At 40.2% G+C, this 23387-nt stretch carries 19 protein-coding genes; 3 read left to right on the plus strand and 16 right to left on the minus strand.

The window, feature by feature from the left end; genetic code table 11:
* Positions 1-6 precede the first annotated feature (6 nt).
* The 7 genes from F952_RS08875 to F952_RS08905 form a co-directional block, all read right to left on the minus strand.
* The gene (locus F952_RS08875; RefSeq protein ID WP_004925894.1) at positions 7-894 is read right to left on the minus strand and encodes a universal stress protein; all 888 of its coding nucleotides are present in this window, start codon (positions 892-894) and stop codon (positions 7-9) included.
* The gene (locus F952_RS08880; RefSeq protein WP_011182249.1) at positions 891-2375 is read right to left on the minus strand and encodes an amino acid permease; all 1485 of its coding nucleotides are present in this window, start codon (positions 2373-2375) and stop codon (positions 891-893) included. The genes F952_RS08875 and F952_RS08880 overlap by 4 nt, the downstream gene beginning before the upstream one ends.
* A gap of 731 nt (positions 2376-3106) precedes the next feature.
* The gene (locus F952_RS08885) at positions 3107-3775 is read right to left on the minus strand and encodes a class I SAM-dependent methyltransferase (RefSeq protein WP_004925904.1); all 669 of its coding nucleotides are present in this window, start codon (positions 3773-3775) and stop codon (positions 3107-3109) included.
* A 30-nt stretch (positions 3776-3805) separates the two neighbouring features.
* On the minus strand, positions 3806-4588 hold the full coding sequence (locus F952_RS08890; protein ID WP_004925908.1) for a Rossmann-like and DUF2520 domain-containing protein: 783 nt from the start codon (positions 4586-4588) through the stop codon (positions 3806-3808).
* Positions 4589-4681: 93 nt separating this feature from the next.
* Positions 4682-5701 (minus strand): hypothetical protein, encoded by a 1020-nt coding sequence (locus F952_RS08895; protein ID WP_004925921.1) that lies wholly within the window; start codon positions 5699-5701, stop codon positions 4682-4684.
* Between the two features lie 148 nt (positions 5702-5849).
* On the minus strand, positions 5850-7085 hold the full coding sequence (locus F952_RS08900; RefSeq protein WP_004925924.1) for a dihydroorotase: 1236 nt from the start codon (positions 7083-7085) through the stop codon (positions 5850-5852).
* A gap of 12 nt (positions 7086-7097) precedes the next feature.
* The gene (locus F952_RS08905; RefSeq protein WP_004925925.1) at positions 7098-8114 is read right to left on the minus strand and encodes an aspartate carbamoyltransferase catalytic subunit; all 1017 of its coding nucleotides are present in this window, start codon (positions 8112-8114) and stop codon (positions 7098-7100) included.
* Between the two features lie 302 nt (positions 8115-8416).
* On the opposite strand from F952_RS08905, the gene rlmKL reads away from it, so the two are divergent.
* Positions 8417-10621: a bifunctional 23S rRNA (guanine(2069)-N(7))-methyltransferase RlmK/23S rRNA (guanine(2445)-N(2))-methyltransferase RlmL gene (rlmKL, locus tag F952_RS08910; RefSeq protein WP_004925929.1), complete on the plus strand. Its 2205-nt coding sequence runs from the start codon at positions 8417-8419 to the stop codon at positions 10619-10621.
* A gap of 18 nt (positions 10622-10639) precedes the next feature.
* On the opposite strand, the gene F952_RS08915 is transcribed toward rlmKL, so the two are convergent.
* From F952_RS08915 to F952_RS08935, 5 genes are all read right to left on the minus strand, one after another.
* Entirely contained in the window at positions 10640-11071 is a 432-nt protein-coding gene (locus F952_RS08915) for a hypothetical protein (protein WP_004925941.1), read from the minus strand.
* A gap of 217 nt (positions 11072-11288) precedes the next feature.
* On the minus strand, positions 11289-13118 hold the full coding sequence (ilvD, locus tag F952_RS08920; RefSeq protein ID WP_004925944.1) for a dihydroxy-acid dehydratase: 1830 nt from the start codon (positions 13116-13118) through the stop codon (positions 11289-11291).
* 247 nt (positions 13119-13365) lie between these two features.
* Positions 13366-15945: an ATP-dependent chaperone ClpB gene (gene clpB, locus F952_RS08925; protein ID WP_004925947.1), complete on the minus strand. Its 2580-nt coding sequence runs from the start codon at positions 15943-15945 to the stop codon at positions 13366-13368.
* Positions 15946-16270: 325 nt separating this feature from the next.
* Positions 16271-16696, minus strand: a complete 426-nt coding sequence (locus F952_RS08930; RefSeq protein ID WP_004925953.1) for a GNAT family N-acetyltransferase — start codon at positions 16694-16696, stop codon at positions 16271-16273.
* Positions 16697-16801: 105 nt separating this feature from the next.
* On the minus strand, positions 16802-17227 hold the full coding sequence (locus F952_RS08935) for an OsmC family protein (RefSeq protein WP_004925954.1): 426 nt from the start codon (positions 17225-17227) through the stop codon (positions 16802-16804).
* 145 nt (positions 17228-17372) lie between these two features.
* On the opposite strand from F952_RS08935, the gene crp reads away from it, so the two are divergent.
* Positions 17373-18077 carry a cAMP-activated global transcriptional regulator CRP gene (crp, locus tag F952_RS08940; protein WP_004925956.1) on the plus strand — a complete coding sequence of 235 codons (705 nt, stop codon included), beginning with the start codon at positions 17373-17375 and terminating at the stop codon, positions 18075-18077.
* A 160-nt stretch (positions 18078-18237) separates the two neighbouring features.
* The gene (locus F952_RS08945; protein ID WP_004925957.1) at positions 18238-19284 is read left to right on the plus strand and encodes an NADP(H)-dependent aldo-keto reductase; all 1047 of its coding nucleotides are present in this window, start codon (positions 18238-18240) and stop codon (positions 19282-19284) included.
* A gap of 53 nt (positions 19285-19337) precedes the next feature.
* On the opposite strand, the gene F952_RS08950 is transcribed toward F952_RS08945, so the two are convergent.
* The 4 genes from F952_RS08950 to F952_RS08965 all read right to left on the minus strand — a co-directional run bounded on the left by F952_RS08950 (position 19338) and on the right by F952_RS08965 (position 23211).
* Positions 19338-20117, minus strand: coding sequence for a M48 family metallopeptidase (locus tag F952_RS08950; RefSeq protein ID WP_004925958.1), 780 nt, complete (start codon positions 20115-20117; stop codon positions 19338-19340).
* Between the two features lie 115 nt (positions 20118-20232).
* Complete coding sequence (locus F952_RS08955) at positions 20233-20544, minus strand: hypothetical protein (RefSeq protein WP_004925961.1); 312 nt, start codon at positions 20542-20544, stop codon at positions 20233-20235.
* A 115-nt stretch (positions 20545-20659) separates the two neighbouring features.
* Positions 20660-21979 carry an adenylosuccinate synthase gene (locus tag F952_RS08960; protein ID WP_004925964.1) on the minus strand — a complete coding sequence of 440 codons (1320 nt, stop codon included), beginning with the start codon at positions 21977-21979 and terminating at the stop codon, positions 20660-20662.
* Positions 21980-22044: 65 nt separating this feature from the next.
* The gene (locus tag F952_RS08965; protein ID WP_004925977.1) at positions 22045-23211 is read right to left on the minus strand and encodes an ATP phosphoribosyltransferase regulatory subunit; all 1167 of its coding nucleotides are present in this window, start codon (positions 23209-23211) and stop codon (positions 22045-22047) included.
* Positions 23212-23387 lie beyond the last annotated feature (176 nt).

Genomic DNA, 23387 nt, shown 5'->3' on the forward strand with positions numbered 1-23387 from the left:
TCTGCTTTAATCTGTCGATCTAGGAAGAACCAGCCTTGGAACGGAAGCATAACGAATAATTTTTTCAGCATTCTTACCAACCAAGACCTGCTTAAAAATACCTGAAGTCGTTGTTCCAACAATTAATAATTCTGATGCCTGCCAATCAATGGATTGAATAGATTCCTTCCATGTTGGGCCATCACCAATTTCCAAACTGATAGGCACATCACTTTCCCAATGCTGTGTTGCTTGTGCATACTCGGCTTCAATTTGTTCACGCCACTCATTAATCACCATGTTTTCGGCATCAAAACCTGCCGCAGTGGGGGTAATATCCCGATCACGTACTGCAAAAGTGACAAACCGTAAAGGCACATTGAAAATTTCTGCCCACTCGCCAGCACTTATCGCTAAGTTACAGGATTGATCTGAACCCGACACGGCACAGCTTAGACGGGTAAGTGGAGAGGTAAAGCCCTGATTTTTAGCAAACCCCTTGGGTGCCAATGCAACTGGCAAACTGAGTTGATTAAGTAATTCATCGGCCACTGTCCCTGAAAAAAACTGACCTTTTATTGCAATACGTGCACCACTAATCACCATACAATCTACAGAAAGCTCTTTGGCGGTTTGTTTCAAACCTTCGCTAATCGACAAAGCCGTACGTGCGATATAACGCGCTTCAATATGTGAAGGAACGGCAAGCTTGGCATCATCCAGTGCTTTTTGTGCTTCATCACATAAAAACTGGTCATAATCTTCGTCAAATTTTGCTAACGCAATGTTATGCCAAGTTTTTGCAACAATATGACAAACGATCAGCTTTCCTTGAGTCATTTCTGCGAGTGCAACACCCAACTTTAGGGCATCTTTACCACTTGAATCATTAGAATATCCGACTAGAAATTTCATTGGTGATCGTCTCCATTCTGATGCGAATAAGCTTCAGATCCTGCTTCAAGCACTGAGTTTTTGGATGCACATGAAAAATAATAAGTTGCTGCAATAACTGCCCAGATCGCCGCGATCACGTAAACAATGGCAGAAAGACTGGATATTAAATATAGACATGCACAGATACTCAAAACAGGCAGTGCAGGAAAAAAAGGAACCTTAAAACCCCGTGGTGCATCGGGCATGCGATAACGCAATACCAAAACACCAATGGACACTACAGTAAAAGCAATAAGTGTTCCCATACTGGTCAAATCCCACAATACATCAGCAGGAACAAACCCAGCGATGATTGATACAATCACTGCCACAATGAGTGTATTCGCATTAGGAGTTAAGGTTTGGGTACTGACACGATGAAAGATTTTAGGTGCAAGGCCATCACGCGACATTGCAAATAAAATACGAGTTTGACCATAAAGAACGACAAGGGTAATCGAAAATACCGAAATAACTGCACCGGCTGCTAAAATAATTGCAGGCCAAGTAGAGCCTGTTATTTCTTGCAAAATTACCGCAAGTCCAGCTTGCTGGCCTTTAAATAAACCCTGTTCTTGAGCCCCTAAAGCTGTTAATGCGACCAGAATATAAAAAATAATGACAACAAATAAGGCACTAATAATTGCTAAGGGTAAATTCCGACGCGGATTTTCAACTTCTTCACCTGCGGTAGATACAGCATCCAGACCAATAAACGTAAAAAAAATCGAACCTGCCGCTGCACTAATTCCAGCAAAGCCATGTGGAGAAAATGGTGTCAAATGCTCGGCGTTAAATGCTGTTGCAGCAATGGAAATAAATAAAATCAATACACATAGTTTAATCAAAACCATGACTGCATTGATTCGCGCTGATTCTGTTACTCCACGCATCAACAACATACAGCATAAAAAGACTAAAATTGCAGCAGGTAAATTGATAAGTCCGGTGCCACCTAAATGTAATTTGTATCCATCAGCAACAAAAGGAGCTGAAAGCAACCAGTTGGGTAAATGTACGCCAAAAACGTTATGAATAAGATTATTAAGATATTCACTCCAACCGATAGCAACCGCAGCAGCCGAGACCCCATATTCTAAAATAAGACACGCTGCGACCAAAAATGCGACACCTTCACCAAGCGTTGCATAAGCATATGAATAAGAAGAACCTGATGCAGGAATCATTGAACTTAATTCGGCATAACATAAGGCCGTTAAGCCTGCTGTAATTCCAGCAAGAATAAATGAAATTAAAACTGCTGGTCCTGCTACAGGGACCTGTTCACTTAGTACGAAAAAAATACCTGTACCAATTGTCGCGCCGACACCAAACATAGTGAGTTGAAATAAAGTCAGCGATCTTTTTAAAGTTTTTCCACCTTGTTGAGTTTCTTGTACTAAAAAATTAATCGGCTTTCTACGTAATAGACGTTGGCTAAACGTCACGGGATTTTTCATACTTCCCCCAGGATCCATATTCGCTTACCCAAGTTTCAACACATCTGAATAGATATCGAAAACTTGGATTCTTCCATAAATCAAATAGCAATTTTTAGGCCAACATTTATAAAAAATAAAATAAAAATCAAATACTTAAGCAGAAAAACACACACCTTTAAAATGTCTTTTAAAAGCTAGATTTCATTAAGTCTAGATATTAAAATTCTTATAAGCAGATTATAAAAAATCAGAATATCAACATAACCGAGTCTAAATCAATATAATTGATATAGACTTCATATATTTCTAATGATTAGTATTTAACGTCTAAACATCTTTAAGTCACCACAGTATTTTGATCAAAAGACAGCCACTTTGCTTATCAAATGTTTATTGAACTCAATATGCCTTTTAAAGGCTTGAGTAAGAAGGAGTATTATCAATAATCAGTTTGATCTAAATAAGTAGAAAAAAAGATCAAAATATTTCATTTTTTATCAAAATGATTAATCATTTAATCAAAATGAAATTTCAACCCATAATTTTGAGATATTTGTGATCAAAAAGCTGGAAGGTTGATTATCAATCATCACAAACAGGTGCATATCAATGAGCATTTTAAAATGCTTTGTTTCAGTGCAGATTAGATAGAATTGCACAATAGCGATCCAAAATAGCTAAGTACGCTGACTTATGCGGATGAATCCGCGATTATTAATTCAAACATATTGTTATTTTGATTGTTTTCTCTATTGAGCAATAAAACCTTGGTAGCATAAGATTTGGGTAAAACGGTTAATGTCTTTAAAACCTACATTTCTCAAAAGCTGGTAAGTTCGTTCTTCTGACAATGGAAAAAAATCATGATCTAATCTTTTCAGCATGACCGCTGTTTGCTCTGGTGTTAATCCATTTATCTCACATAGATGCTTCAAAGTTTCTTTTTCGTTTTGCGTTATGATTTGAGTCAGATCAAAGGTTATAAAAATCCCGTCTTGTTTTAATTTTTTCTGTGTAGCCAGTAGAAAATTATATTTTTGTTCAAATGGAATAAAATGAGTGACCAGTATTGAAAGAACTGCATCAAAATAAACATCATCATTTAGATGGCTTATATCGCCCAATACAAAATTAACGCGCTGATCCTCGCCTAAAGCATGGATAAAAGTTTTTGCCTTATCAAGCATGGTAGAAGACACATCAATTGCAGTAAACTGCCAATTTGGAAAGGCTTGTAATAAATATCCAAGCTCATAACCTGTACCACATCCCACAATTAACAGATGCGCTTTATACGGCATATACGTTTTCAATAACGCTTTAATTTGCTGGTGTACAACTTCGTAACCAGGAATCAACTGACGAATATGTTGATCGTAGCCATCCACCACGCGCTGTGAAGTAAAATCTTTTGCCATCTTATATTTGCCTTTTCTCTATTGCTCAAACTATGGTTGAGTATGATGTCTGGCTATAATGGCTTGACTTAAACGTTGATAAATGTCTTTTAAATCTGGACGATTGGCTTTTAAAAGTAAATTTTGATGCAGTTCGACAATATTATGGTCGTGCCGCACCGCTGGCCCTGTTTGTACTTGTACAGGATCATGTTGCGTTGCTTTTTTTGCTGTTTCTAAGATTAGCGGATAAAGCAATGAAAAATCAACCTGTGCCTGATCTACAGTTTGTTTAGCCATATCATAACAATAATTACTAAAATTACAGGCAAATACCGCAGCCAAATGTAAACTTAATCGCTGGGTTGAAGAATAATGATAGACGCGTTTAGTGAGACTGTTGGCTAAAGCATTCAATATGGATAAGCTATTCGCTTGCTCAGCTTCAATCAATAAGGGCGTATCTGACCAATGAATATCACGCTCAAAACTAAATGTTTGTAGTGGATAAAATACCCCAGCATTGGAATGTATATCTGACAGAATTTTAACATCTGTACTTCCTGAGGTATGTACAATCAACTGTTCTGGAACAAATACATGAACCGCTTGAATAACGCTTGATATCGATTGATCACTCACAGCAATCACCAACAAATCAATCTCTTGCTCAATTTGACTATAGTTATCAATAGCACATGCTCCAACCTGATGGGCAAGCTTTTCTGCATGGGGCAGGTTACGACTCATGATTTGTATAATTTGATGCTGTTGTGCAAATGCTTTAGCTAAATGTGTTGCAACTTTTCCCGAACCTACAAAACTAATTCGCATCACTTATCCGATTGCTAGCAAAATGGCTTAAGCATGCCAATAAAAAAAGGACGAATCAATCGTCCTTTGCAAATATCAGTCTTACTCAAGCACTTAATTAAAGACATTATTTAAATATATGATGCGTTCAACCGTGCGTTGATTAAAGCATTTGATATATTGCATCTCGATATTTTGATTCGTTAATCTCTGATCCCAATAATCAGATTGTTTTTGATAGGTTTCTCTTTCCTTCTCAGGAATTTCATGGATAGGTTTTTGTGCAAGCACTTTACAATCTATATCGCGCTTTTCAAACCAGTCTGCTTGATCCTGTTTGAGTTGTAGGCGCTGTTCCTCTGTAAAATTATCCCATGTTTGATTTAAACGCTCGACCTGTTTCTGTTTCTCAGCGTCCAATTCTTTTTTACGAATATCCATTGCCTGTTTTGCCAAATTATATTGGGCCGCTTCTTTTTGGTCACTGTCCTGAATCATAGATTGATATTCTTTATTTTTCTTAATATAACTTTCAAACAAAACTGCTTGCTCAGTGATAAAAGCCACCCCTTCTAGTATTTCTTTCTGGTTTTGTACACTTAAGCTTACACCTTCTTTATCGGTCTTCGTGATGTCATATAATAAATGACCACGTAACTCATCATCAGTGACTGACAACCCAGAATCATTATTATCCAGATAGTCTTTGACAGTTGCATAGCCCTCTTCCTCGCTATTTTCCAGATAAGCCTGATACGCATTTTCTGCACGTTGCATCAAACCTTTCGGAAAGTGCACCACCAATTGGCTTTCACAATTAAGCTCTTTTGCAGTTTCAGGATTCTCTGTCAAAGTTCGAATGGTTTTAACTTCAAATCGAAGCCCTTTATTTATTTTTTCTAAAAGGCCACGATCAGCTTCATAATATCCAGAAGACTGACGAAGATGCTTTTCAATGGTCTTTATATATTCCGACTTTAAATAGTCCTGAATTTGATTGAGATTATCTTGATGGGTACAACTAAAGTCGGAAACATCTTGAGCCTGATTATCAACTTTTTTATTTTTAACGTTGTCACAGCCACTGAATAAAATTGCACTTGATAATGTCATTAAAATGATAAATTTTTTCATAACGTTCCACTATTGTTTGTCATTTTTTATAGCGATCATATTCTAATCATCTTTATCATTAAAAATCGAGTTTTTATTTTATATTTACACATGAGTTTAATAAAAAAACTCGACAATGATTTTGCCGAGTTTTTAACTGATTTAAAATTTAAATCAAAAATGTTTTGATGACTTTACCCGTTAAGGTCTGATTTAAAAGTGGTGTATTTTTGCCACTAGACAAAATACTTTTCTTATCTACGCTCCATTCTAAATCTGGATCGACCAATACCCAGCCTTTTTCATCGAGCCAGCGCTCTTGCATATTGGCAACTTGTGCAGGTATCAACGTTACTTTTTCAACCCATTCAAGTGGTGTAAATAGCGCTTCCCTCACCAGTTGAATGCCCAATGCAACATAGGTATCGAAGGCACTAATTCCTGGGAGCGTTTCTGCAAACGGCATCATTTTCGCAGAGCTACTTAGAGGTTCATGATGCGTACAAATTGCATCAATCACACCCGACTTGAGTGCCTGACGTAATTGCTCTTTGTCTTGCTCAGATCGCAATGGTGGACGCACATGTGCCAATGAGTTAAAACCGTCAATCAATGATTCTGTCAAATGTAGCTGATGCATTGCCACATCTGCCGTTACAGGTAGCCCCTTGGCTTTGGCAGCCTGTATCAGCTCAATGGATTTTCCAGAAGAGATGAGACCAAAGTGCGCACGCACGCCTGTGGCTTCAATCATGATCAGATATTTAGCAATCGCAATGGTTTCTGCAATTGCAGGAATCATCGGTAAACCTTGACGCGAAGCAATAAACCCTTCATGTACACAGCCATCTTTGGCAATTTGCGCTTCTTCAGGATAAAACACCACGGTTAAACCCAAACCTGCTGCATATTCTAGGGTACGAATGACGACATCATCATCTTCAAATGAGGCATTGGCATTAGAAACTGCGGTACAACCACCTTTTTTGAGCGCAGCCATATTGGCAGGCTGTCTGCCCAATAATCCCTGAGTTTGTGCGCCAATAATATGCAAGTGAAACTGGCCGTCCGTCCATGCTTTTTCAATTAAACCATGAATCAACGCACCATTATCTTGAACAATCGGTTTTGAGTCTGGTGGCGTAATGACATGCAAGATACCATTTTCGCGAGCGGCTTTACCTTCAGATTTCAATGTACCGTGCTGTTGCTGCCCTGGCTCGCGTACACGCGCGCATAAATCAACCATCGTTGGCATTAGCCATTGACCATCTGCATTGATGGTTTCATCAACCTGATCAAGAGATTCAACCAGCTTACCATCTTTTAAATAAATCGTCGTGACCTGATCAATTTTTGCAACTGGATCGAGTAAGCGGACATTTTCAAGTTTGATATTGCTCATGATTTCGATCCCTTATACTGCAATTGCTTCAATTAAACCCTGTTCTTGTAACTGACCCTGCATTGAAAGCGCCAATACTGCCATTCGTACCGCGATCCCATTGGTCACCTGATGCAAAATAACAGACTGAGGACCATCGGCAATGCTTGAATCAATTTCAACACCACGGTTCATGGGTCCTGGATGCATCACGATACAATCGGGTTTCGCCAATGCCAAACGTTCCTGATTCAAACCATACATACGATAAAATTCTGCCTGCGAAGACAATGCAGGAGAATCAATACGCTCATTTTGAATACGTAGCGCGATAATCACATCGCAATCTTTGACACCATCATCCATTTTATTAAATAGACGTACATGGTCACCATACTCTTTAAAACCCACAGGCAATAAAGTATTGGGTGCAATCACACGAATATCGTTACAGCCCAAGGTCTGCAAGGCGGCAATGTTTGAACGTGCCACACGCGAATGTTTAATATCACCAATAATTGCAACACTCAATTCTTCAAATGGCTTTTTGGTCTCACGACGAATAGTGAGCATATCTAACATCGCTTGCGTTGGATGGGCATGACGTCCATCTCCAGCATTGATAATTGCCACGTGCGGGCATACATCTTTCGCTATAAAATGTGCAGCACCCGAAGAAGAATGACGTACCACAAAAATATCGGCAGCCATCGCTTCTAGATTCCAAAGCGTGTCACGGAGGGTTTCACCCTTAGAGGTACTTGAACGAGCAATATCAATATTTAAAACATTGGCAGACAAACGTTTTGCCGCAGCTTCAAAGGTTGTTCGGGTACGAGTTGAGTTTTCAAAAAACAGATTCATCACCGTGCGCCCTTCGAGTAATGGCGTGGTGATGAGCTGGTTTTGATCATTAATGAAGGATTGTGCAGTATCGAGAATTTTTGTAAGTGTTTCTTTAGAAAGACCTTCGATGGTCAAAAAGTGTTTTAAATTGCCCTGTTGGTTGAGCTGAATCTGACTCGGAGTATGCAATGCAGCCAAGTGCATGAGAGATTCCTTATACGTTAAGTTAACGCATTATACAGATATTTTTCTGGATCAGGCAGTTGAAGTTTTGGTTAATTGCTGTTTTCTCAGTCAAAGATGGGAATAAAAATAATAAAATTAAGTTGTTAATAATTCATATTAAAATCTTAATAATTTTTTTAAATTTTGTTTTTCCACAATCTATCTTCCAGACTAAAATCAACAATTGCATAAAAAAGACCATTTCAATTTTAATCGCTAAGTTTTCATCTCTAAAATACGCTAAAATAGTCGATTGCTTTTGCTGCTTTTTGGAAAATTGAATGAACTCACCACAACGTCTTTCTACATACTGGGTAACCTGTGCGGATGGACTGGAAACCTTACTGCAACAAGAACTACAAGGTTTAGGCATTGAGCAGACCGAACGTTTTGCTGGTCGTCTGATTTTCCAAGGGTCGCTTGAACAAGCCTATCGTGTCTGCATGTGGTCGCGTTTGGCATCTCGTGTGCTGAAACCGATTCATACTTTTGAGCTTGAACGCACACACGATGCACGAGATGTTGCAGAAGAACTGTATGAAGGTGCGTTAAGTTTTGACTGGTCTCTGATTTTTGCACCACAAAGTACCTTTGCGATTCGTTTGCATGTCGAACGCGAAATTAAGGTCAACTCACAATTTGCTACTTTGCGTGTAAAAGATGGTGTGGTCGATTCCTTTATGGAAGCCGTTGGCCGTCGTCCTAGCATTGATACGAAACAACCTGAAATTACCCTATTTGTGTTGGCAGGCAAAACCGAACATACCTATTGCCTTGATTTATCGGGTGATTCATTGCATAAACGTGGCTATCGTCATTATATGACAGATGCTCCGATCAAAGAAAACCTAGCAGCAGCAATTTTGCAAAAAGCGAAACTCACAGAATTAAAGCCTGATCTTATTCTCGATCCAATGTGTGGCTCTGGTACATTTATCATTGAATCACTGATGATTTTTACAGATCGTGCACCAGGATTAGTTCGTCGCTTTGGCTTTAACGGCTGGCATGGTCATGACCGCGAGCTCTGGCTTGAATTAAAAGCAGAAGCTGCCGAGCGCCATGAAATCGCTTTGCAAAACACCTTACCAAAATTTTATGCATTTGATGCAGACTGGGAAGCAGTTAAAGCAACTCGTCAAAATATTATTGCTGCTGGATTCGAAAAACTTCTAGACCAGATTCAGATTGAAGAGCGTACACTGGCAGATTGGCCATCATTTGAAAATACTTATAACACTGCATTTGTTGTAACCAATCCACCTTATGGTGAGCGTTTAGGTGATAAGGCATCCAACCGTGCACTTTATCTAGGATTATCAGCACTCTTACAACAGTATTTTCCGAAACAACATGCAGCAGTGATTGCAGCGCAAATTGAACAAGCGGATGTATTGGCATTCAGTGAGCCTGAAACTTTGCGTTTGATGAACGGTAAATTGCCAATTTATATTCGTCTGGGTCAAGTTAAGCCTGTCGCAAATAGCCAACCATTTTTAGCAAACTGGCATGCCGATCCTGTCGAAATTGAAGGTGCACAGGATTTTGCCAACCGTTTACAAAAAAATATGTCAGCTTTGAAAAAATGGGCGGTCAAAGATCAAGTATTCTGCTTGCGTTTATACGATGCAGATTTGCCAGATTTTAATGTTGCAGTCGACCTATATGGTGACCGTTTGCATGTTCAGGAATATGCACCACCCAAAACCATTGATCCAGAAAAAGCCAAGAAACGTTTTAATTTGGCTTTGGCTGCAATTCGCGCCGTCACAGGTTTGCCTCGTGAGGCGATTTTTATTAAAACACGTGCGCGCCAGGAAGGAAAAAACCAGTACACCAAACAGAGTACAGCGTCAAAGCGCTTTATCGTGCAGGAAGGTCAAGCTAAAATTTTAGTCAATCTGACTGACTATCTGGATACAGGGCTATTTCTAGATCATCGCCAGATACGTTTACGTATTGCTCAAGAAGCACGCGGCAAGCATTTTCTAAACCTGTTTAGTTATACCTCCACAGCCAGTCTGCATGCGGCACTGGGTGGAGCTGCAAGTACCACCAGTGTAGATCTGTCAAACACCTACATCAACTGGTCCAAAGAGAACTTTGTCTTAAATGGTTTAACTGTAGATCATGCCGATGAACAACATATGTTCTTTGCCAGTGACTGCTTTGAGTGGTTAAAAGAAGGTCATGAGCAATATGATTTGATCTTTATTGACCCACCCACCTTTTCGAATTCAAAGAAATTTTATGGAACTTTCGATATTCAGCGCGACCACGTATCGCTACTTAAACGTGCCATGAACCGTCTAAGCGCCGAAGGCACGCTATACTTCTCAAATAACTATCGTGGTTTTGAGTTAGATGAGGAAATTGATGCAATTTTCTACGCGCAAGAAATTACCAATGATACCATTGGGCCAGATTTCAAACGTAATCAGAAAATTCATCGTGCGTGGAAAATTCAGCATCCACATATGAACTAATCATTATAGAGATGTCAGTTATTTCACTGTAATACTGACATCTCCCCTTGCTCCAGATGCATCTATACCGCGAAATAAAAACTCATTAAAAGAAGTATCTGTTGAAGTACCACGAACTACAGGTACTGGATGATAAACAAATTTACCTGTCTGACTGACATCTGCTGTTTTTTTCTGTTCTTCATATGCAGACAATGCCACACTTCGAATGTTTTGTTGTTTACGTTCCTGGCTATACTCCTCTGCAAGTTTTTGATTTTGCCTTTTCTGTACCTCTACAGGTAACTGAACATCTTTTTTTACTGCATCAACCATCTCAGCTGTCACAGTCATGGATTGACTTGACTGTTCAGCAAGTTTCTCATCATTTAAAGGAGAAGCTGCGTATAGATTCCCCGAAAACATAACAACATTGATATATAGCAAGACGTTGTTCTGACCTTTCTTCATGGGTAACATCCTTTTAATTGTCCATATTTATGTTTATTATCATTTACATTTAAATTAACAATATTTAGATTAAACCGCAATATTCAAACTGATCTCTCAGATAACAAGTGATTCATCTCATCAGTCATAAAAAAACCTGTAATCTCAATGCATATCTACAAAGAAATTACAGGTTAAATAGAAAAAATTGAAATTAATTTTATCTATTCATGATCATTTATAATATGCGTACCGCACCTTTCGCTGCGCTTGTTGTATGCATAGCATAAACTTTCAGGGCTTTAGAAACCTTACGTTTACGCTCTTCCACTGGTTTCCAGCCTTTCTCATCTTGAGCTTTACGGCGAGCAGCCAGCGTTTCATCATCTACTTTTAGATTCATGCTACGGTTTGGAATATCGATTTCAATCAAATCACCATCTTCTACCAAACCAATAGCACCGCCTTCTGCTGCTTCTGGCGAAATATGCCCAATTGATAAGCCCGATGAACCACCAGAGAAACGACCATCTGTAATAAGGGCGCAATCCTTACCTAAACCTTTAGATTTTAGATAGCTGGTTGGGTATAACATTTCTTGCATACCTGGGCCACCACGTGGACCTTCGTAACGAATCACGACAACATCGCCCGCTTTAATCTCATTACCCAAGATTGCTTCTACCGCAGCATCCTGACTTTCAAAAACGCGTGCAGTACCATTAAATTTTAAAATCGATTCGTCTACACCAGCCGTTTTTACAATACAACCCTCTAGCGCGATGTTGCCATAAAGTACAGCCAAACCACCGTCTTTAGAAAAAGCATGTTCGGCATTACGAATCACACCATTTTCACGGTCACCATCAAGTGTCGAATAATAACGGTTTTGTGAGAATGCCACTTGAGTTGGCACACCACCTGGTGAAGAGCGGAAAAATTCATAGACATCTGCGTCTTCGGTACGAATAATATCCCATTTATTGAGCGCATCTTGCAAGGTCTTTTCATGCACAGTGCTCACTGTTGTATTCAGCAATTTAGCACGATCCAGCTCACCCAGAATTGACATGATCCCACCTGCACGGTGTACGTCTTCCATGTGAACATCTTGTTTTGCTGGTGCAACCTTACAAAGAACAGGAACATTACGTGATAAACGATCAATATCGTCCATGGTGAAGTCCACTTCGGCTTCACTTGCAGCAGCAAGCAAATGTAATACCGTATTGGTTGAACCACCCATCGCGATATCTAAAGTCATGGCATTTTCATAGGCAGCTTTGGTCGCAATTGAACGTGGCAAAATACTGCTATCATCTTGTTCGTAGTAGCGTTTTGCCAAGCTAACAATCAACTCACCCGCTTTTAAGAATAACTTTTTACGGTTGGCATGTGTCGCAACAATTGAACCATTTCCTGGCAAAGACAATCCAAGTGCTTCGGTTAAACAGTTCATTGAGTTTGCAGTAAACATTCCCGAGCATGAACCACATGTTGGGCAAGCCGAGCGTTCAAATGCCTGAACTTCTTCATCGGTATAACTGTCATCCGCAGCAACAACCATGGCATCGACTAAATCAATCGCTTTTTCATTACCACGGAATTTGACTTTACCCGCTTCCATTGGTCCGCCAGAAACGAAAACCACTGGAATATTCAAGCGCATTGCAGCCATGAGCATGCCTGGTGTAATTTTGTCACAGTTAGAGATACATACCATTGCATCTGCACAATGCGCATTGACCATGTATTCAACAGAATCTGCAATCAGATCACGTGACGGCAATGAATACAACATGCCATCATGTCCCATGGCAATTCCGTCATCTACAGCAATGGTATTAAACTCTTTTGCTACACCACCAGCCGCCTGAATTTGTTCTGCAACCATTTGCCCAAGATCTTTTAAATGAACATGGCCTGGTACAAACTGAGTAAATGAGTTGACGACAGCAATAATCGGTTTTCCAAAATCTTCATCTTTCATTCCTGTTGCACGCCATAATCCACGTGCACCAGCCATGTTTCTTCCGTGTGTCGATGTTTTAGAACGATAATCAGGCATGTAGGTGTTTCCAACAAGTTGTGCTTGAGATGAATAAACATTCACTCTGGCTGAAAGAGACTGATACACAAGAGATGATCAGCCGAAATATGACACATCATACTACAAGTTGAATTTAACTGAGGACACTCTATGCGATCTTTTTTTTATGAGTTTTGCTCATGAAGCAAACAAGAAAAGATGAATAATAAAAAAAGAGAATATGCGTACACATTCTCTTTTTTGAGATTTTAAACAATGTTGCGTCTTAACTCAGTTTTAATTTATCAAACACCAAGTCACCATGATCACCTTTGATGATGATGTTATCTCCTGGCTGGAAATCACCTGCCAGAATTTTCTGGGCTAATGTATTTTCAACCTGTTGCTGGATTGCGCGTTTCAAAGGACGTGCACCATAGACAGGATCGAAACCAGCATCAATCAGAATATCAAAGGCACTATCATCAATATTCAAACCAATGTCACGCTCGGCCAAACGTGAACGTAAACGATCCAATTGAATATCGGCGATACCACGAATTTGCGATTTTTGTAACGAGTGGAATACTACCAGTTCATCAATTCGATTGATAAACTCTGGACGGAAATGTTGACTCACCGCAGACATCACCACTGCACGTACCTCATCATCAGTCGCACCTTCACCCAGCTCACGTACATCTTGTGATCCGAGGTTTGAGGTCATCACAATCACAGTATTTTTAAAGTCAATGACCCGACCTTGTGAATCAGTCAGACGACCATCATCGAGCACCTGTAGTAAAATGTTAAAAACATCGGGATGCGCTTTTTCAACCTCATCAAATAGTACCACGCTATATGGTTTACGGCGTACCGCTTCGGTTAACACACCACCTTCTTCATAGCCCACATAACCTGGAGGTGCACCCACCAAGCGACTCACCGAGTGTTTTTCCATAAATTCACTCATGTCAATCCGAATCATGGCATCGTCACTATCAAACAAGAAGTTTGCCAGTGCTTTGGTTAATTCAGTTTTACCGACACCTGTTGGCCCAAGGAATAAGAATGAACCACTTGGACGATTTGGATCCGACAAGCCCGCACGAGAACGACGCACAGCATTCGAAACCGCAATGACAGCCTCATCTTGTCCAACTACACGGTTATGCAAAAAGCTTTCCATTTGTAAAAGTTTTTCACGTTCACCCTGCAACATTTTAGCCACTGGAATCCCTGTCGCAGCACTCACCACTTCAGCAATTTCATTATCTGTGACTTTATTTCGCAATAGTTTTGGCTCTTCATTTTCTTCAGCCACTTCATCTTGCTCAAGCTGCTTTTGTAACTCAGGAATCACACCATATTGTAAACGTGCAGCCTCTGCCAAATCACCTTCACGTTGCGCTTTTTCAAATGCAATACGGGCTTGATCGAGCTTGACCTGTGCGTCTTTCGTGCCTTCAACCAAGGCCTTTTCTGCACGCCAGACCTCTTCCATATCGTTATATTCTTTTTGAACGATAGAAATCTGCTCTTCCAGATGTTTAACCTCGGCTTTACTTCCTAGATCTTCATCTTTTTTAACTGCTTCAAGCTGCATTTTGAGCTGAATGATTCTTCGCTCCAAACGATCCAGTGCTTCTGGTTTTGAATCTAGCTCCATCTTGATACGTGAAGCCGCCTCATCAATCAAATCAATGGCTTTATCTGGCAACTGACGATCTGTAATATAGCGGTGCGACATTTTCGCAGCAGCAATAATCGCAGAGTCGAGAATTTTTACACCATGATGCACTTCGTAACGTTCTTTCAAACCACGCAAAATAGCGATGGTATCTTCTACACTTGGCTCATCAACCAATACTTTCTGGAAACGACGTTCTAACGCAGCATCTTTTTCAATATATTGGCGATACTCATCTAAAGTTGTCGCCCCGACACAACGCAACTCACCACGTGCCAAAGCAGGTTTGAGCATGTTACCTGCATCCATGGCACCATCGGATTTACCTGCACCAACTAAAGTATGTAACTCATCAATAAATAAAATTACCTGACCATCTTGTTTGGCCAAATCATTGAGTACTGCTTTTAAACGCTCTTCAAACTCACCGCGATATTTTGCACCTGCAAGTAGTGAACCTAAATCGAGTGACAATACGCGTTTATTTTTTAAGCTTTCTGGCACCTCACCATTCACAATACGCTGTGCCAAGCCTTCTACAATCGCGGTTTTACCAACCCCAGGCTCACCTATCAGAACAGGGTTATTCTTGGTACGACGTGAAAGTACCTGAATGGTACGGCGAATCTCATCATCACGCCCAATCACAGGATCAAGTTTACCTGCCAAAGCTCGCTCAGTCAGATCGATGGTATATTTGTTTAATGAGTCACGTTGATCTTCGTGATTATTACTCATAACTTTATCGTTGCCTCGAATAGATTCAATGACTTTGCGCAAGGTATCTGTAGTTACACCTACGCTATTTAATAAACTTTTGGTACTACCTGTTTCGGTTAATGCCAACAGTACCCAATCTGTAGACAAAAATTCATCCCCTGCCTTTTGAGCATGGCGATCCGCCAGATTTAATACTTTTACCGCTTCAGGATTTAGATTGACATCACCTGTCGGATTAGTAATAGTCGGTGCATCTTTGAGCGCTTGTTCAAGCTTCTGTTTCAACTCTGGTAAACGTGCACCAGCTTGTTGCAATAAACTTAAGTTAGATGGCTCTTCGAGCATGGTTGCAAGAATATGTAGACCATCAATCGCAGTATGATCTTTGCCTGTTGCAAGTGATTGTGCATCAGATAGCACCTGTTGCAACCGATTTGTAAATTTTTCAAAACGCATTATTGTTATGCCTCATCATCAATTTTCTACTTGACTATTACATGGGATCATTTTCTGAAATTTCAAATAAATTTTTATATTTTTCATAAAGTTATTACTATAAAAATTAAATTATAGTTTGGTATTAATATGGGTGTTTTGATCTTATTTTTCAAGTGAAGCACGATGCATTTTTTGTTAAAGCGTATACATAGATCATAGATACTTTATTTCCTCAAGCTGACAACAATCGCTGCTAAGCATAAATGATTTACGACTTAGGTTCATCGCATGGTTTGGGACACAATCTAATTCAAGATAAAATTTTACTAGACTCGCAAAATGATTATAGGAATTTACGAAAGTATTTAGGTGCATCTTCATAGTTTTGTCCTAGATAAAATTCATGTGCCTGTTTACGATGATCGCCAGAATGCAGTTCCATACGATTACACCCCCAGCTTTTCGCAATTTGTTCTGCATAAGCCACCAGAGTTTGACCTATACGCTTTCCTCTAAATTGTTGATCGACACAGACATAAGCAATACGTGCAAAATCACCTTCTAGCGCAATCTGAGGAATCATGGTAAGTGATAAAAATCCCGCAAGCTTATGATCGATATCTGCAACGAAAATAAACTGGCGCTCATCACTTTCAAATAATCGAATTTTCTTTTCAATAAATTCGAGTGATTGTGGATAGCCCAACTGTGTTAATAAAGTTTGTATTGCCGTAGCATCATGGGTACTTGCTTTACGAATTTCGATCATGCTTCTTTTCCTTTTTATAACTTCAAATTATAATTATATTTCGCACATTCTATAAAAAGAAAAAGCTGACATTAACGTCAGCTTCATTTTTTCAAACCACATAGGTTAAGCGTCTACTTCTATAATTTCAAAATCATGGGTAATGACAACGCCACCATCGGTCAGCATTTTACTAGCGGAACAATATTTCTCTGCAGAAAGTTCAATAGCTTTCGCCACTTGTTTTTCTTTAATTTGTTTGCCAGTCACGACAAAGTGTAAATGGATTTTGGTAAATACAGCAGGAATCGTATCTGCTCGCTCTGCCTGAAGCTGACATACAACATCCGTCACATCTTGACGCGCTTTCTTTAAAATAGTCACAATATCAAACGAAGCACACCCACCAAGTCCCATTAAAATCAATTCCATAGGACGTGGACCACGGTTTTCACCACCATATGCGGCAGAGCCATCCATGGTTATAGAGTGACCACTTTCTGATTTCGCTTCAAAAGCAACATTCTCTATCCAATGTATACTTGTTTGCATTGCAACTCCCTAAAAAAAATTATAAATTTACACTTTAGCTGTACACTAGCATAAAATGGGTTGATAAGGAATTTCATCTCCCGTGTATGAATATGCTCATTTAAGTCTTATGCGATCTTATTATCCTCTTCAGAAACATTAAGTAATGACATCAAATTTCTCACAACTTAGTACAGATGCTCTATCACCAGGCCAGCTTCCCGAGTCGGTCAAGGCATTATTGAAAAAAGCGAATATTAATCGCTACCCTAAACGTACAACGATTGTCGATGCAGGCTCTGAGTCGAAATCACTTTATCTTATTTTAAAAGGTTCAGTTTCTATTATTTTGCGCGAAGATGATGAACGCGAAATTGTTGTTGCTTACTTAAATCCAGGCGATTTCTTTGGCGAGATGGGTTTATTTGAGTCTAACCCACAACGTACAGCAGAAGTGAGAACCCGTGATGTCTGTGAAATTGCTGAAATCTCTTACGACAATTTCCACGAACTGAGCAAACAGTTTCCAGACTTAAGTTACGCCGTTTTTGCTCAACTGGTGCGCCGTTTGAAAAACACCACCCGTAAAGTCACCGATTTGGCTTTTATCGATGTTTCAGGTCGTATCGCACGTTGCTTAATTGACCTCGCCAGCCAGCCAGAAGCGATGATCCTGCCAAATGGCCGTCAGATTCGTATTACGCGCCAAGAGATTGGCCGTATTGTCGGTTGCTCACGTGAAATGGTCGGTCGTGTATTAAAAACACTCGAAGAGCAAGGCATGATTCAAACTGATGGTAAAGCGATCCTGATTTTTGATGCTTCACTGGAAGAGCAATCATTCCATGAAGACGATGAAGATGACGAATAACTTAATCGGTATGTCGTAATCTTAAGAGAGCAAACCTATAGGTTTGCTTTTTTTATGAATAGAAGCTTTCCAAAGATACGAAAAACTTATACGAACATATATCACCTTGTTTTAAATTGGACAGATATCTCATCTACCAGATCTATCAGGATTTTTCATTATGCGGTTTAACCCTCTTGGTCACACGGATATTCAGCTTCCCGAAATTTGTCTGGGAACCATGACTTTTGGCGAACAGAATTCACAGCCCGAAGCATTTGAACAACTCAATTATGCGCTTACAAATGGTTTGTATTTTTGGGATACGGCCGAAATGTATTCAGTTCCGCCCAAGCCTGAAACATATGGAGCCACCGAAACAATTATTGGAAACTGGTTTGCACAACATGGACAAAGAGACCAAGTTTTTCTGGCATCCAAAATTGCAGGCCCTGGTTTTGGTGGAAGTCACATACGTGAAGGGAATACCCAATTTGGACAACACATTGCACAAGCCTTAGATGGCTCCCTTAAACGTTTACAAACCGACTATATTGATCTGTATCAATTACATTGGCCAGAACGCCATACCAATTTTTTTGGTACTTTAGGCTATGGTAACGCCGAAGCAGCAAGCGATTATGAAGTTGAAGCGATGCAACAAACACTTCTTGCGTTACAAAAGGAGATTGATCGAGGACGTATCCGCTATATTGGCCTATCTAACGAAACGCCTTGGGGCACCATGAAATTTCTGCAATTGGCAGAAAAGCTTGGTATCGATAAATTCGTTAGTATTCAAAACCCATACAATCTACTTAATCGTACCTATGAAATGGGGATGTCTGAAATTGCCAAATATGAAGGCATTGGATTACTGGCTTACTCACCACTCGCTTTTGGTTATCTAACAGGGAAGTTCCGTCATGGCGCCCGACCTGCGAATGCTCGTGTTACTTTATTTTCACGCTTTACGCGTTATAGTAATCCACAAAGTGAATGGGCCACTGAACAATATGCCCAATTGGCAGAACAACATGGCTTGACTCTCACTCAACTGGCACTGGCCTTTATCAAACAGCAGTTCTTTGTGACCAGTACCATTATTGGAGCAACTAGTGTTCAACAACTCAAAGAAGATATACAGGCATTTGATATCATCTTGGATGATGCTGTATTAAAGGGTATTGAAGATATACATAAACAACAACCAAATCCAGCACCTTAAAATGAATACAGGATGTCATAAGACATCCTGTGTTTCTTACTAAAGCACCAAACTTAACGGCGATTATTATAAACAGCCATTGCTGCTGGTAAATTTTTTCTCATATCTTGAATACGCTGGTTATTCGATGGGTGTGTTGAAAGGAATGATGGCCCACCAGCTCCATCCATTCGATTCATTTTTTCCCAAAGTGTAATCGCTGCTTGCGGGTTGTACCCTGCTTTAGCCATCAACATTAAACCACCATAATCGGCACGGCTTTCCAGATTACGAGAATAAGGTAAGCCTACACCTACCTGACTACCTAAATCCAGTGCAGCCGATCCAGCCTGTCCAATACTATCACCAGCGTAAGCTTTACCAATATTTAAAGCTAAACCTGTAAGCGCTTCTGCTCCGATTTTACTCTTAGCATGTTCTTCAAGCGCATGGGTCATCTCATGCCCCATAACAGCAGCAATCTCAGCATCACTCAGGTTTAATTTGTTTACAATACCTGTATAGAAGACGACCTTACCACCTGGAGCAACATAGGCATTGACCGTATCAGATTTAATCACTGCAAGCTGCCACTGGAACGGCTGACCCGTCTGGTTCATCTGATTTGCGTATGGGATCATACGCTGCATCACGGTATTAATACGACGATAAGTATTAGATGAAGTATCCAACTGTCCTTTTTGTCTTGCTTCCGTGGTCATTTTACTAAAGCCTTGTGCTGCTGAAGCATTTAAGGTGGCGGAATCGGCACCTGCCATATCAGCAAAAGAAGCACAACCTGAAATAGTAACTACCGTAGCAGCCAAAAAACTCATCACAATTTTTTTATTCATTCAATTACTCCACGATCCGACATAACTAATCTATGTCTCTGTTTTGCAGTGCATTATAAGTAAAACATATCGGATAATTGAGAAAACATCATAGCATTTATGTAACTTTAATGATCTATCGAATAACAAAGTATACCCATGATGCCAAACACGCCAAATCCAGCATAAAGTAAAATTTAGAAAGTCCATGAATTTTCTCATCAAGAATAGGATCTTGACGCTTATATAATAAGTAAGCATTCTGGATTAATAAAATCGGCACCATAATACAGGCAATAATGACAGTTAACCCCATAAATGCCGTAAACAAAATATCTGGATTTTTGGTTTGCAGGCTGGCAATCCACATGCCCATCGTTGGTGCTCCGCCCATCGCAAAAAGGAGTGAATAAAAAATTGTTTGTGCGATATTTGGCAAAATTTTCATCAGGTTAAAATACTCTTTCTCATTATGAAATATTGATTATTTTTTATTGTACCTATCTAAAAAAGAAAAGCTCCTGATCAGGAGCTTCTCTTTAGTCGTATTTCAATACAAGATCTTAAGCAGAAAATGGATGACGCAATATCATTGTTTCAGCACGATCTGGACCCGTTGAAATAATATCAATTGGGCATTCGATCAATTGTTCAATGCGTTTCACATAAGCCAAAGCATTTGCAGGAAGCTGATCAATGCTGGTCAAACCAACCGTTGATTCACTCCAGCCTGGCATAGTTTCATAAATTGGTTTTAAGCTTTCAAATGAAACCGCATCAGAAGAACCTGCACAGCCTGAATCAACATCTTCATAGCCTACACAAATCTTAATCTCGTCCAAACCATCCAGAACATCAAGTTTGGTTAGGCAGATACCAGATAACGAATTCACTTCAACTGAACGACGCAAGATCTCTGCATCGAACCAGCCACAACGACGTTGACGACCCGTAGATGCACCAAACTCATGGCCGACTGTACCCAAATGACGGCCAATCGCATCACCTGTATCAGTGGCAGCATCATAATGCAATTCAGTTGGGAATGGACCCGCACCAACACGTGTGGTATAGGCTTTAGTAATCCCCAAAACATAATCTAAATGCAATGGTCCCATACCCGAGCCAGAGCTTACGCCACCCGCTGTAGTATTTGAACTGGTCACATACGGATAAGTACCATGATCGATGTCAAGTAATGAACCTTGCGCACCTTCAAACATGATTGCTTTACCTTCTTTACGGTAATCATGTAGAACTTTGGTCACATCAATCACCAATGGTGCCAATACTTCGCGCCACTCATTACATAGAGCAAGTACATCTTCAAACTTCACTGCTTCTACACCGTAGAATTGAGTGAGCTGGAAGTTGTGTAGTTCAAGCATCTCTTGAAGTTTTTCTTCTAAAGCAGCACCGCCACGAACCAAATCGGCTACACGTACTGCACGACGAGCAACTTTATCTTCGTACGCTGGGCCAATACCACGACCTGTTGTACCAATTTTCGCATTGCCACGTTTTTTCTCACGCGCTTGGTCAAGTGCAATGTGGTTTGGCAAAATAAGTGGACAGTTTGGAGAGATACGTAAACGTTCCTTCACAGGCACGCCTTCTTCTTCCAAAATACCCATTTCTTTAATTAATGCAGCAGGTGAAAGTACAACGCCATTTCCAATTAAGCACAACACGTTTTCACGTAAAATGCCTGATGGAATGAGGTGTAAAACAGTCTTTTTTCCACCTACGACAAGAGTATGCCCTGCATTGTGCCCGCCTTGATAACGTACAACGGCAGCCGCCTGATCTGTGAGCAGGTCGACGATCTTACCTTTACCTTCGTCGCCCCATTGGGTACCAAGTACCACAACATTTTTGCCCATAATAGCCTCATTACATCATGCTGTTAAAAGTGAACATTTGTTTGCTTTATTGAACAAACAAACCATTAAATCTTGTTAATTTGCCACTGATCTTGTGCTAATTCCATTTTATGGGTTGCATAAGGAACAGAGCTTAAATCATCATTACCCAATAACTGAATCACACGTAAGCCATTTTGACGTGCCTGAGCAATTGCGCCAAGAAGCTGCTGGTCTTGTCCAGCAGGTGCGACAATCGTTTCAATCTCTTTAAATTGTCCTACACACAATGCATATAAGTCACAACTGAAGCCTGTAGCAGGACGCGCACGACCAAAATGTTCACCAATACCATCATAGCGTCCACCTTGTGCAAGTGGAGCAGCACGGTTTGGTGCATACACAGCGTACATCAAGCCCGTATGATAGTGATAACTGCGTAGTTCAACCACATCAATACCAATGCGTAGATTTGGCCAACGTGTTTGTATTTGTGAAAGCGTTGTTTTTAAATCATCAAGCGACGTTTTAAAGGATGCATCATTCAAAACATCCTGACTCAAATGCTGCTCAAGCGCATTTAAATCACTTGCATAACGTCCCAGGGCATAAAAATCAGAACCAAACGCGAGTGTTTTCGTCACTTCTTCTAATTCTGGGAGTGCTTTACGTTGATATAAATCAGATAAATCCTGCTCTACCTGTTTACTGAGACCCGCACGTTTGACCAAGCTACGAAATAGTCCCACATGCCCCAGATCCAGATGCAAACCTTCAAGGTTATGAGCCTGCTGAATCAACCCCAGCATCACATCAACCATTTCAATATCCGCTTCAAGGCTTTGATGACCATAAAGCTCCGCACCTAACTGTAGAGGTGCACGAGATGAATTAAAGTTTTGAGGTTTTGTGTGTAACACAGTGCCAGCGTAACAATAGCGTGCCACACCTTCAATTGAGCGCACATGCGCATCGATTCGCGCGACCTGCGGGGTCATGTCTGCACGAACACCGAGCAAACGTCCAGAAAGTTGGTCAATCACCTTGAATGTAACCAGATCAAGATCGTGATTGGATTCTGACAATAAAGATAAAGATTCGATATATTCGATGAATGGTGTATATACCAGTTGATAACCACGAGATGCGAGGAAATCTAAAGCTTGTCGGCGAAGCGTTTCTACTACTTGCGCTTGTTCGGGCAATACATCTGCTACCCCGTCAGGGAGCAACCATGTCTCTGAAATCGGCATGTTTCAAACCTAAAATCTGGTCAAAGCGGTATTCAATCCGCATAAAAAAATCGGGAGCACACCCGATTTCTCCTAGTCTAGCACGATAGTTATTACCATGCACCTGAGAATTTTATGATTTATCAGATATCTTGACTGAAACATCAAATTAATTACTCTCATTTCGCTATCATATT

Origin of the sequence: Acinetobacter baylyi DSM 14961 = CIP 107474, from assembly GCF_000368685.1 — a bacterium.
Taxonomy (GTDB): domain Bacteria; phylum Pseudomonadota; class Gammaproteobacteria; order Pseudomonadales; family Moraxellaceae; genus Acinetobacter; species Acinetobacter baylyi.

Bases quoted from the DNA above. Each gene is read 5' to 3' on its own strand.
- F952_RS08905 (WP_004925925.1), bottom strand. From the start codon at position 8,114: ATGCACTTGGCTGCATTGCATACTCCGAGTCAGATTCAGCTCAACCAA.
- F952_RS08875 (WP_004925894.1), bottom strand. From the start codon at position 894: ATGAAATTTCTAGTCGGATATTCTAATGATTCAAGTGGTAAAGATGCC.
- F952_RS08880 (WP_011182249.1), bottom strand. From the start codon at position 2,375: ATGAAAAATCCCGTGACGTTTAGCCAACGTCTATTACGTAGAAAGCCG.
- crp (WP_004925956.1), top strand. From the start codon at position 17,373: ATGACATCAAATTTCTCACAACTTAGTACAGATGCTCTATCACCAGGC.
- F952_RS08935 (WP_004925954.1), bottom strand. From the start codon at position 17,227: ATGCAAACAAGTATACATTGGATAGAGAATGTTGCTTTTGAAGCGAAA.
- F952_RS08915 (WP_004925941.1), bottom strand. From the start codon at position 11,071: ATGAAGAAAGGTCAGAACAACGTCTTGCTATATATCAATGTTGTTATG.
- F952_RS08900 (WP_004925924.1), bottom strand. From the start codon at position 7,085: ATGAGCAATATCAAACTTGAAAATGTCCGCTTACTCGATCCAGTTGCA.
- ilvD (WP_004925944.1), bottom strand. From the start codon at position 13,118: ATGCCTGATTATCGTTCTAAAACATCGACACACGGAAGAAACATGGCT.
- F952_RS08885 (WP_004925904.1), bottom strand. From the start codon at position 3,775: ATGGCAAAAGATTTTACTTCACAGCGCGTGGTGGATGGCTACGATCAA.
- F952_RS08930 (WP_004925953.1), bottom strand. From the start codon at position 16,696: ATGATCGAAATTCGTAAAGCAAGTACCCATGATGCTACGGCAATACAA.
- F952_RS08950 (WP_004925958.1), bottom strand. From the start codon at position 20,117: ATGAATAAAAAAATTGTGATGAGTTTTTTGGCTGCTACGGTAGTTACT.
- F952_RS08945 (WP_004925957.1), top strand. From the start codon at position 18,238: ATGCGGTTTAACCCTCTTGGTCACACGGATATTCAGCTTCCCGAAATT.
- F952_RS08895 (WP_004925921.1), bottom strand. From the start codon at position 5,701: ATGAAAAAATTTATCATTTTAATGACATTATCAAGTGCAATTTTATTC.
- clpB (WP_004925947.1), bottom strand. From the start codon at position 15,945: ATGCGTTTTGAAAAATTTACAAATCGGTTGCAACAGGTGCTATCTGAT.
- F952_RS08955 (WP_004925961.1), bottom strand. From the start codon at position 20,544: ATGAAAATTTTGCCAAATATCGCACAAACAATTTTTTATTCACTCCTT.
- F952_RS08965 (WP_004925977.1), bottom strand. From the start codon at position 23,211: ATGCCGATTTCAGAGACATGGTTGCTCCCTGACGGGGTAGCAGATGTA.
- rlmKL (WP_004925929.1), top strand. From the start codon at position 8,417: ATGAACTCACCACAACGTCTTTCTACATACTGGGTAACCTGTGCGGAT.
- F952_RS08890 (WP_004925908.1), bottom strand. From the start codon at position 4,588: ATGCGAATTAGTTTTGTAGGTTCGGGAAAAGTTGCAACACATTTAGCT.
- F952_RS08960 (WP_004925964.1), bottom strand. From the start codon at position 21,979: ATGGGCAAAAATGTTGTGGTACTTGGTACCCAATGGGGCGACGAAGGT.